The sequence below is a fragment of the Streptomyces fuscigenes genome, from assembly GCF_021556455.1.
In the GTDB taxonomy this organism is placed as follows: domain Bacteria; phylum Actinomycetota; class Actinomycetes; order Streptomycetales; family Streptomycetaceae; genus Streptomyces; species Streptomyces fuscigenes.
The window spans coordinates 1-11,268 of record NZ_JAKGCV010000167.1 but is presented as its reverse complement, the minus strand read 5'-3'; the positions used below and the strand labels follow the sequence as shown (position 1 = coordinate 11,268).

The following is an 11,268-nucleotide window of genomic DNA, read 5'->3' as shown; positions in this document are numbered from 1 at the left end:
GCCGGGCCCCTCCGCGGTCGCGTCGGCCACCGCCCGTTCGACCTCGGCCGCCTCCGGGGCGCCCGGCGCGGGGGAGGCCCCGCCCCGCCGCGGCGCCTCGCCCCTGCCCGCCGTCCGGTCCGTAGTGCTCGTCTCAGTCATGACCGTGTGTCTACAACACGGGCAGGTTCCTGCGCAGCTCGTACGAGGAGACCTCCGAGCGGTACTCCTCCCACTCCTGCTTCTTGTTGCGGAGGAAGAACTCGAAGACGTGCTCGCCGAGCGTCTCCGCGACCAGCTCGCTGCGCTCCATCAGCGCGATGGCCTCGCCCAGGTTCTGCGGCAGCGGCTCGATGCCCATCGCGCGGCGCTCCGCGTCGGACAGCGCCCACACGTCGTCGTCGGCGCCCGCCGGCAGCGTGTAGCCCTGCTCGATGCCCTTGAGGCCCGCCGCCAGCAGCACCGCGTACGTCAGGTACGGGTTCGCGCCGGAGTCGATCGAGCGCACCTCGACCCGGGCGGAACCGGTCTTGCCCGGCTTGTACATCGGGACCCGGATGAGCGCGGAGCGGTTGTTGTGGCCCCAGCAGATGTACGAGGGCGCCTCGCCGCCCGCGCCCGCGCTGCGGCTCGAACCGCCCCAGATCCGCTTGTAGGAGTTGACCCACTGGTTGGTGACCGCGGAGATCTCCGCCGCGTGCGTCAGCAGGCCCGCGATGAACGACCGGCCCACCTTGGACAGCTGGTACTCGGCGCCCGACTCGTAGAACGCGTTGCGGTCGCCCTCGAACAGCGAGAGGTGCGTGTGCATCCCGGAGCCGGGGTGCTCGGAGAACGGCTTCGGCATGAACGTCGCGTGCACGCCCTGCTCCAGCGCGACCTGCTTCATCACCAGACGGAACGTCATGACGTTGTCCGCCGTCGACAGCGCGTCCGCGTAGCGCAGGTCGATCTCCTGCTGGCCCGGCGCGCCCTCGTGGTGGCTGAACTCGACCGAGATGCCCATCGACTCGAGCATGGTGATCGCGGTGCGGCGGAAGTCCATGCCGACCGCCTGCGGGGTGTGGTCGAAGTAGCCGGAGGTGTCCGCCGGGGTGGGCGGGCTGCCGTCCATGGGCTTGTCGCGCAGCAGGAAGAACTCGATCTCCGGGTGCGTGTAGAACGTGAAGCCCTGGTCGGAGGCCTTCGCCAGCATGCGCTTGAGCACGAAGCGGGGGTCCGCGAAGGACGGGGAGCCGTCCGGCATGAGGATGTCGCAGAACATGCGCGCCGTGCCGGGGGCCTCCGCGCGCCACGGCAGGATCTGGAACGTCGCCGGATCGGGTTTCGCGATCATGTCGGACTCGTACACGCGTGCGAAGCCCTCGATCGCCGAGCCGTCGAAGCCCATGCCCTCGTCGAAGGCCTGCTCCAGCTCCGCCGGGGCCACCGCCACCGACTTCAGGAAGCCGAGCACGTCGGTGAACCACAGGCGCACGAAGCGGATGTCGCGCTCTTCGAGCGTGCGGAGCACGAATTCCTGCTGCTTGTCCATCTCGATTCCACTCATCCTTGCTGGTCAGGCTGGTTGCTCCGGTGCCGTTTGGTGCCCCGGCGGTCTGTGCGGACATGTGGCGGCACCGAGCATGCCATCACAGGGTTTCCGGCGGGTTGCGCCCCCGGGCACCCCGCACGCGCCCCGGTAGCCATACTGCCTGCCCACGGGGCCCGCGGGTACCGGAGCGGACCGGCCAAAAGGACCTCCGCGTGTCGCCGCCGCGCGGGGGCGCCCCCGCGGCGGCCGTCCGGCCGCTCAGGGACGCCCGGCGGACGGCCCGGACCGATATCGCGTCAGAAAGACGATTAGCGGATTAGACTGACGTGGTGCCCCAACTACGCATCGCCTTGAATCAGATCGATTCCACCGTCGGCGACCTCGCGGGCAACGCCGAGTCGGTCGTCCACTGGACCCGGCACGCCGCCGCGCAGGGCGCCCACCTCGTCGCGTTCCCCGAAATGGTGCTGACCGGCTACCCCGTCGAGGACCTGGCCCTGCGCTCGTCCTTCGTGGAGGCCTCGCGCGAGCAGCTGCGGATGCTTGCCGCCCGCCTCGCCGAAGAGGGCTTCGGCGACCTGCCCGTCGTCGTCGGCTACCTCGACCGCTCCGAGAGCGCCCGGCCGCGGTACGGGCAGCCCGCCGGGGCGCCCCAGGACGCCGCGGCCGTGCTGCACGGCGGGCGGGTCGCCCTGCGGTACGCGAAGCACCACCTGCCGAACTACGGCGTCTTCGACGAGTTCCGCTACTTCGTGCCCGGCGACACCCTGCCCGTCGTGCGGGTGCGCGGCATCGACGTCGCGCTCGCGATCTGCGAGGACCTGTGGCAGGACGGCGGCCGGGTCCCCGCCGCCCGCACCGCGGGCGCCGGCCTGCTGCTGTCCGTCAACGCGTCCCCCTACGAGCGGCTCAAGGACGACACCCGCCTCGAACTGGTACGCAAGCGCGCCCAGGAGGCCGGCTGCACCACCGCGTACCTCGCCATGACCGGCGGTCAGGACGAGCTGGTCTACGACGGCGACTCCATCGTCGTGGACCGCTACGGCGAGACGATCGCCCGCGCCCCGCAGTTCGCCGAGGGCTGCGTCGTCCTCGACCTGGACCTGCCCGCCGCCGCGCCCGAGCCGCCGTCCGGGACCGTCGACGACGGCCTGCGGGTCGAGCACGTGACGCTCTCCGCCGACCCGCTGCCGCCCTACGAGCCCGAGCTGACCGGCGGGTACGCGGACCGGCTGGACGACGACGAGGAGGTCTACTCGGCGCTCGTCGTCGGCCTGCGCGCCTACACCGCGAAGAACGGCTTCTCCAGCGTCCTCGTCGGCCTGTCCGGCGGCATCGACTCGGCGCTCGTCGCCGCGATCGCCTGCGACGCGCTCGGCGCGCACCACGTGTACGGCGTGTCCATGCCCTCGGCGTACTCCTCGGACCACTCGAAGGAGGACGCGGCCGAACTCGCCCGCCGCACCGGCCTGCACTTCCGTACCGTGGGCATCGAGCCCATGATGGCCGCCTACATGGACGCCCTCGCGCTCACCGGCCTCGCCGAGGAGAACCTGCAGGCGCGGCTGCGCGGCACGCTGCTGATGGCGCTGTCCAACCAGGAGGGCCACATCGTCCTCGCGCCCGGCAACAAGTCCGAACTCGCGGTCGGCTACTCGACGCTGTACGGGGACTCCGTCGGCGCGTACGCCCCCATCAAGGACGTCTACAAGACGGACGTCTTCCGCCTGGCGCGCTGGCGCAACCGGGCCGCGGCCGACCGCGGCCGCACCCCGCCGATCCCGGAGAACTCGATCGCCAAGCCGCCGAGCGCAGAACTGCGGCCCGGCCAGGTCGACACCGACTCGCTGCCCGACTACGACGTGCTGGACCGGCTGCTGTCGCTCTACGTCGACCGCGACCAGGGCAAGGACGCCATCGTGGCGCTCGGCCACGACGAGGAGCTCGTCGCGCGGACGCTGCGGATGGTCGACGCGGCCGAGTACAAGCGCCGCCAGTACCCGCCGGGCACGAAGATCTCCGCGAAGGGCTTCGGCAAGGACCGCCGCCTGCCGCTGACCAACAGGTGGCGCGAGCGGATCACCGGCTGACCCGGCGGACGGCGGACCGGCCGGAGGACGCCGGTCCGCCCGGCGCCGTCCACGGCCGGTCTTCCGGCCGCCGACGGCTCCCGCCGCACCACCCGTCTTCCCCCGCCGCACCACCCGTTTCCCGCCCCCGGGCCCGCCGGTCCCGCGCCGTGCGGCCCGCCGGTCTCCCGCCCCGTGCCCGCCGGGACTAGGCTCGATCCCAGTCCTCAAACGCACGAGTCTTGCATCGCGGACACAGCGGGCACCCGGCCCGCGGGCGCCGCGACCGGACAAGGAGAGACCCGATGACGACGGCGCCGGGCCGCCGCAGCAGCACCTTCACCCGCCTGCTGCGCCACGGATTCACCGACCCATCCGCCGCCGAGCGCTTCCTCGACGTGCCGGCCATCGCCGACATAAGGGCCGATCCGCTCCTCCTCGACGCCCTCGGCGCCACCGCCGACCCGGACCTCGCGCTGCGCGGACTCGTCCGGCTCGCCGAGGCGTACGAGCAGCTCGACGACGACCCGGCGCGCCGGGAACTCCTCGACACCCTCGTCACCGCCAAGCCGCTGCGCGACCGGCTGCTCGGCGTCCTGGGCGCGTCCGAGGCGCTCGGCGACCACCTGGCCCGCCACCCGCACGACTGGCGGGTCCTCGCCACCTACGAGTCCGCCGACCTGCACCCCGGGATCAGCGACTTCGAGGACGTGCTCGCCGACGCCGCCGCGGCCGGCGACCCGGTCGCGCTGCGGGTCGCCTACCGCCGCTGCCTGCTCTCCATCGCCGCGCGCGACGTGTGCGGCACGACCGACGTCGCCGAGACCGCGGCCGAACTCGCGGACCTGGCCACCGCCACCCTGCGCGCGGCGCTCACGATCGCGCGCGCCGCCGCCCCCGAGGACGCCGCCGCGTGCCGGCTCGCCGTCGTCGCGATGGGCAAGTGCGGCGGCCACGAGCTGAACTACGTCTCCGACGTCGACGTGATCTTCGTCGGCGACGTGCCCGAGGGCGTCCCCGGCGCCGACGAGACCGAGGCCGTGCGGGCCGCCACCCGCCTCGCGTCGCACCTCATGCGGATCTGCTCGGAGTCCACCGTCGAGGGCGCCATCTGGCCCGTCGACGCCAACCTGCGCCCCGAGGGCCGCAACGGGCCCCTCGTACGCACCCTCAGCAGCCACCTCGCCTACTACGAGCGCTGGGCCAAGACCTGGGAGTTCCAGGCCCTCCTCAAGGCCAGGCCCGTCGCCGGCGACGCCGCGCTCGGCGCCGCCTACCAGCAGGCCGTCACCCCGCTCGTGTGGCAGGCCGCCGAGCGCGACCACTTCGTGCCGGACGTGCAGGAGATGCGCCGCCGCGTCGTCGACAACCTCCCGGCCGCCCAGGCCGAACGCGAGCTCAAGCTCGGCCCCGGCGGCCTGCGCGACGTCGAGTTCGCCGTCCAGCTGCTGCAGCTCGTGCACGGGCGCAGCGACGCCTCCCTGCACAGCGGCACGACCCTCGACGCGCTGCGCGCCCTCGCCCAGGGCGGGTACGTCGGCCGCACGGACGCGGCGCAGCTCGACGAGGCGTACCGCTTCCTGCGCACCGTCGAGCACCGCATCCAGCTGTTCCGGCTGCGCCGCACCCACCTGATGCCCGAGGACGAGGCGGACCTGCGCCGCATCGGCCGCTCCATCGGCCTGCGCACCGACCCGGTGGCGGAGCTGCTCAAGGTCTGGAAGCGGCACGCGACCGTCGTGCGTCGCCTGCACGAGAAGCTGTTCTACCGGCCGCTGCTGGACGCCGTCGCGCAGCTCGCGCCCGGCGAGACCCGGCTCAGCGCCAAGGCCGCGGGCCAGCGCCTGGAGGCGCTCGGCTACGCCGATCCCGTCGCGGCCCTGCGCCACCTGGAGGCCCTGTCGTCGGGCGTCACGCGCAAGGCGGCGATCCAGCGGACGCTGCTGCCCGTGCTGCTGGGCTGGTTCGCCGACTCCGCCGACCCCGACGCCGGACTCCTCGGCTTCCGCAAGGTCTCCGACGCGCTCGGCAAGACGCCCTGGTACCTGCGGCTGCTGCGTGACGAGGGCGCGGCCGCGGAGAACCTCGCCCGGGTGCTGTCCGCCGGCCGGCTCGCCCCGGACCTGCTGCTGCGCGCCCCCGAGGCGGTGGCGCTGCTCGGCGACCCGGAGGGCCTGCGCCCGCGCGGCCGCGACGGCCTGGAGCAGGAGGTCGTCGCCGCGGTGGGCCGCGCGGACACCGCGGAGGGCGGCGTCACCGCCGCGCGCGGGGTGCGCCGCCGGGAGCTGTTCCGCAGCGCGGCCGCCGACATCGTCGGCTCGTACGGCACGGAGGAGAGCCCGGCCGAACAGGACCACGGCGCGCTCGTCGACCGGGTCGGCCGCGCCCTGACCGACCTCAACGCGGCCACCATCGCCGGGGCCCTGCGCGCCGCGGTGCGCGAGGGCTGGGGGGACACGCTGCCCACCCGGTTCGCCGTCATCGGCATGGGCCGCTTCGGCGGCCAGGAACTCGCGTACGGGTCCGACGCGGACGTGCTGTTCGTGCACGAGCCGCGCGAGGGCGTGGACGAGCACGAGGCCGCCGTCGCCGCCTCGACCGTCGTGACGGAGATGCGCAGGCTCCTCCAGGTGCCGAGCGCCGACCCGCCGCTGCTGATCGACGCCGACCTGCGGCCCGAGGGCAAGAGCGGGCCGCTCGTGCGGACCCTCGCGTCCTACCGGGCCTACTACCGCCGCTGGTCGCTCGTGTGGGAGAGCCAGGCGCTGCTGCGGGCCGCCCCGATGGCCGGCGACCCGGGCCTCGGCGCCCGGTTCATCGAGCTGATCGACCCGCTGCGCTACCCCTCGCGCGGCCTGTCCGAGGACGACGTGCGGGAGATCCGCCGCCTCAAGGCGCGCATGGAGACCGAGCGGCTGCCCCGCGGCACCGACCCGAACCTGCACACGAAGCTCGGCAGGGGCGGGCTCACGGACGTCGAGTGGACGGTGCAGCTGCTGCAGATGCAGCACGCCCACGCCGTGCCCGAGCTGCGCACCACCCGCACCCGCACCGCCCTGGCCGTCGCCCGGGACGCGGGCCTGATCGACCCCGAGTCGGCGGCGACCCTGGACGAGGCGTGGGTCCTGGCGACCCGGGTGCGCAACGGCGCCATGCTGGTGCGCGGCCGGCCGGGCGACACCTTCCCCTCGGAGAGCAGGGAGCTGGCGGCCGTCGGCCGCTACCTGGGCTACGGGCCGGGACGCGTCGGCGAGATGCTGGACGACTACCGGCGCGCGACGCGCAGGGCCCGGACCGTGATGGAGGAACTCTTCTACGGGTACGACGCCCCCTGACCCCCCGCGGCGGGCACCGCGCGGGCCCGCCCCTCTCGCGCCGCCGGGACGGGGGAGGGGCGGGCCCGGGGGCGTCAGGCCCCGACGGGATCCGTCCGGCGCCGTCTGGGCTCCACCGCGAACCGGGGCAGCCGGTAGGGCATCGTGCCGTACCAGGCGTACGCCACGGCGTAGCCGAACGCCAGGCAGATCACCCCGCCCACGGCGTCCAGCCAGAAGTGGTTGGCCGTCGAGACGATCACCGACAGCGTGAACACCGGGTAGAGCATGCCGAGGATGCGCGCCCAGGGCGCCTTCGCCAGGGCGAAGATCGTCAGCCCGCACCACAGCGACCAGCCGATGTGCATGGACGGCATGGCCGCGTACTGGTTGGACACCGACTTCAGGTCCCCCGAGGACACGGAGCCCCAGGTGTGGTGCACGGCCACGGTGTCGATGAAGCCCTTGCTGAGCAGGCGCGGCGGCGCGAGCGGGAACAGGTAGTAGCCGAGGAGGGCCACGACCGTGGTCGCGCCGAGCACGGTGCGCGCAGCGGCGTACCGCCCGGGATGCGCCACGAACAGCCACACGAGCACACCGATCGTGATGATGAAGTGCAGCGTCGCGTAGTAGTAGTTCATCGTGACGATCACCCATGTCACCGAGTTCACGGCGTGGTTGACCGACTGCTCGACGGCGATCCCGAGGTGGTGCTCGGCGTCCCAGATCCAGCGGGCGTTGCGCAGGGCCTCGGTCCGCTGCTCCGGCACGGCGTTGCGGATCTTCGAGTAGATCCAGTAGCCCGCCGCGATCAGCAGGATCTCGAACCAGATGCGCGGCTTGTGCGGCAGCCGGCGCCGTCGCAGCCAGCCGCGCACGGTCGGCGCCGTGTCACCGGTCCTGACGGCCGACGCACCGGTGATCGGCGGCGAGTCGGCCACCTTCGTCTCCTCGTCCCCATCGGGTGACGGCGCGGCCGTGAGACGCGTCCGCCTTTTCACGGTCGGTTCACCCATACCAACAGAGTTTGCCAGAACGGCTCCACCGAACCGATCATCTCTCGGACGCGTTCACCGCGCATTTGCTCGCCCTTGGGGGGTGCATGACCAATCCGAGGCCGATTCCTCGCGGCTCGGTGGTGAACGCACGCCCAACTCCGGCCGCGGCCCCCGCGCCGCCGGCGCCACGCGGTTCACGGCGCGGGGCGGGGTGCGGGGAACGCCGGAGCGGCGGCCGACGACCCCCGCACCACCAGCTCCGGCAGGAACACGAACTCGCTGTGCGGGGCCGGGGTGCCCCCGATCTCCTCCAGCAAAGTGCGCACGGCCGCCTCGCCCATCGCGGGCACCGGTTTGCGCACCGTCGTCAGCGGCGGATCGGTGAACGCCATCAGCGGGGAGTCGTCGTACCCGACGACCGACACGTCGTCCGGCACCCGAAGGCCCCGCCGCCGTACCGTGCGGATCGCGCCGAGCGCCATCATGTCGCTCGCGCACACCAGCCCCGTGCACCCCGCGTCCAGCAGCGCGTCCGCGGCCGCCTGCCCGCCCTCCAGGGTGAACAGCGAGTGCCCGACGTACTTTTCGGCCTCTTCCCGGGGCTGCCCGAGCAGTTCGCCCACCGCGTCGAGGAACGCCTCGGTCTTGCGGACGACCGGCACGAACCGGGCGGGCCCCACCGCGAGCCCGACCCGCCGGTGCCCGAGCGCCACCAGATGCGTCACCGCGAGCCGTACGGCCGCACGGTCGTCGGGGGAGACGAAGGGGGCGCGCACCGCCGGCGAGAACCCGTCGACCAGCACGAACGGCACGCCCCTGGCCCGCAGTCGCTCGTAGCGGCCCGGGTCGGCGGTGGTGTCCGCGTGCTGCCCCGAGACGATGATCAGTCCGGCGACGCCCCGCTCGACCAGCATCCCGGTCAGCCCGTCCTCGGCGGCGGCCTCCTGCGCCTGCGTCGCGAGCACCGGGGTGCATCCCCGCCGGGCCAGCGCGGCGCCGATCGCCTGGGCCAGCGCGGGGAAGACCGGGTTGTCCAGCTCGGGCATCACGAGGCCGATCAGGGCCCCGCCCCGCCGGCGCTCGCGCAGGGGGTGCGCGAAGCCGAGCGCGTCGAGCGCCGCGAGGACCGACGTGCGCGTCCCCACCGCCACCCCTGGCCGGCCGTTGAGGACCCGGCTGACCGTCGCCTCGCTCACCCCCGCGCGTGCTGCTATCTCGGCCAGTCGTGCGGTCATGGAAGGCGACTGTACGGGACGGCCGGTGCGCGGGGGGACACGGTGCGTGGCCGAAAGTTTGCTGAAAGATTGCGCAAGCCCTTTCCGGCATGTGTCCCCGCTGTTACGGTCTGATCACGTACGGCCACCGCCTCCGGCGCCAGAACGAACCAGGGACGACATGACCAAGCAGCCCGCCGCAGCCGCCGACGCCGCTGCCCCCGCCTCCACGGACGCCACCGTGCGCGTCCCCGGACGCGCACCGGCCCGGCCGGCCCCCGCCCCCGCCCCCGTCCGGACGCCCGCCCGCACGGCCGCCGAGGCCCCGGCGCAGCGCGCCACGCCGGACGAGGAGAACGGCCCCGCGGCCGTCCCGGCACCGGAGGAACCCGCCGCGCCCGCCGCCGAGTGGTGGCGCGGCGCCGTGATCTACCAGGTCTACCCGCGCAGCTTCGCCGACGGGAACGGCGACGGCATGGGCGACCTCGCGGGCGCCCGCGCCCGGCTCCCGTACCTTCGCGACCTCGGCGTGGACGCCGTGTGGTTCAGCCCCTTCTACGCGTCGCCGCAGGCGGACGCCGGCTACGACGTCGCCGACTACCGCGCCGTCGACCCGGTGTTCGGCACCCTCCACGACGCCGACGCCCTCATCCGCGAGGCGCACGGGCTCGGCCTGCGCGTCATCGTGGACCTCGTCCCCAACCACTCGTCCACCGAGCACGAGTGGTTCCGCCGGGCGCTCGCCGAGGGCCCCGGTTCCCCCTCGCGCGAGCGCTACCACTTCCGGCCGGGCAAGGGCCCGGACGGCGGGCTCCCGCCCAACGACTGGGAGTCGGTCTTCGGCGGCCCGGCCTGGACGCGCACGACCGGCGCCGACGGCACCCCCGGCGAGTGGTACCTGCACCTCTTCGCGCCCGAGCAGCCCGACTTCAACTGGGAGCACCCCGCAGTCGCCGAGGAGTTCCGGTCCGTCCTGCGGTTCTGGCTCGACCTCGGCGTGGACGGCTTCCGCGTCGACGTGGCGCACGGCCTGGTCAAGGCCCCCGGCCTGCCCGACGTGGGCGGCAGCGGCGCGCTGCGCCTCCTGTCCGGCGAGGTCGTGCCGTTCTTCGACCAGGACGGCGTCCACGCCGTCTACCGCGACTGGCGGGCCCTGCTCGACTCCTACGGCGGCGAGCGGATCGCCGTCGCCGAGGCGTGGACGCCGACCGTCGAGCGCACCGCCGGGTACGTGCGCCCCGACGAGCTGCACCAGGCGTTCAACTTCCAGTACCTGGAGACCCCCTGGGACGCGGCGGCGCTGCGCGCCGTCGTGGACCGCTCGCTCGCCGCGATGGGCGCCGTGGGAGCCCCGGCCACCTGGGTCCTGTCCAACCACGACGTGACACGGCACGCCACCCGCTTCGCGAGCCCGCCGGGCGCCGGACTGCAGCTGCGCGAGCCCGGCGACCGCGCACTCGGCCTGCGCCGGGCCCGCGCCGCCACGCTGCTGATGCTCGCCCTGCCCGGCTCCGCCTACCTCTACCAGGGCGAGGAACTCGGACTGCCCGACGTGACGGACCTGCCCGACGAGGTGCGCCAGGACCCGTCGTTCTTCCGCGGCGACGGCCAGGACGGGCTGCGCGACGGCTGCCGGGTCCCGCTGCCGTGGACGCGCGCGGGCGGCTCGTACGGGTTCGGCGCGGGCGGCAGCTGGCTGCCGCAGCCGCGCGAGTGGTCCGCGCTGAGCGTCGAGGCGCAGAGCGGCGAGGCGGGATCGACGCTGGAGATGTACCGCGCCGCCCTCGCCGTGCGCAGGGCCCACCCCGGTCTCGGCGCGGGCGGCGGCATCGAGTGGCTGGACGCCCCCGAGGGCGTGCTGGCGCTGCGCCGGCCCGGATTCGTCTGCGCGGCCAACACCACCGGGCGCCCGGTGCGCTTCGAGGTGCCCGGGCGCGTCCTGCTCACCAGCGCGGGACCGGACGCGGACGCCTCGGGCGCCGTGCTCCCGCCGGACACCGCGGTGTGGTGGTCGCTCGAAGAGGCGGACGGCGAGCGGACCGGCTGACGCGACGCGGGAACGGGCGGACGGGGGAACGGGCAGGGCGGGCGCGGGAGGCCGGAGCCGGGCGGCCGGGCGCGGGAGGCCGGCGCGGGCCGGGCTGGCGGTGCACGGGGGCT

At 74.2% G+C, this 11,268-nt stretch carries 6 protein-coding genes; 3 read left to right on the top strand and 3 right to left on the bottom strand.

Translation table 11 applies throughout. From position 1 onward, the window contains the following. Nucleotides 1–151 precede the first annotated feature (151 nt). Entirely contained in the window at nt 152–1,513 is a 1,362-nt protein-coding gene (glnA2, locus tag L1885_RS15405) for a gamma-glutamylpolyamine synthetase GlnA2 (protein ID WP_235797684.1), read from the bottom strand. 329 nt (nt 1,514–1,842) lie between these two features. Here glnA2 and L1885_RS15400 point away from each other — a divergent pair, with 329 nt between their 5' ends. After that, nucleotides 1,843–3,603 carry an NAD+ synthase gene (locus L1885_RS15400; RefSeq protein ID WP_235797683.1) on the top strand — a complete coding sequence of 587 codons (1,761 nt, stop codon included), beginning with the start codon at nt 1,843–1,845 and terminating at the stop codon, nt 3,601–3,603. A 284-nt stretch (nt 3,604–3,887) separates the two neighbouring features. Then, nucleotides 3,888–6,917: a bifunctional [glutamine synthetase] adenylyltransferase/[glutamine synthetase]-adenylyl-L-tyrosine phosphorylase gene (locus tag L1885_RS15395; protein ID WP_235797682.1), complete on the top strand. Its 3,030-nt coding sequence runs from the start codon at nt 3,888–3,890 to the stop codon at nt 6,915–6,917. 74 nt (nt 6,918–6,991) lie between these two features. Here L1885_RS15395 and L1885_RS15390 read toward each other — a convergent pair whose 3' ends face one another. Together L1885_RS15390 and L1885_RS15385 are read right to left on the bottom strand one after the other, a co-directional pair. Continuing rightward, the gene (locus L1885_RS15390) at nt 6,992–7,912 is read right to left on the bottom strand and encodes a phosphatase PAP2 family protein (protein WP_235797681.1); all 921 of its coding nucleotides are present in this window, start codon (nt 7,910–7,912) and stop codon (nt 6,992–6,994) included. A gap of 176 nt (nt 7,913–8,088) precedes the next feature. Further along, nucleotides 8,089–9,129, bottom strand: coding sequence for a LacI family DNA-binding transcriptional regulator (locus L1885_RS15385; protein WP_235797680.1), 1,041 nt, complete (start codon nt 9,127–9,129; stop codon nt 8,089–8,091). Between the two features lie 160 nt (nt 9,130–9,289). Between L1885_RS15385 and L1885_RS15380 the strand changes: the two genes are divergently transcribed. Continuing rightward, the gene (locus L1885_RS15380; protein ID WP_235797679.1) at nt 9,290–11,155 is read left to right on the top strand and encodes a glycoside hydrolase family 13 protein; all 1,866 of its coding nucleotides are present in this window, start codon (nt 9,290–9,292) and stop codon (nt 11,153–11,155) included. Nucleotides 11,156–11,268 lie beyond the last annotated feature (113 nt).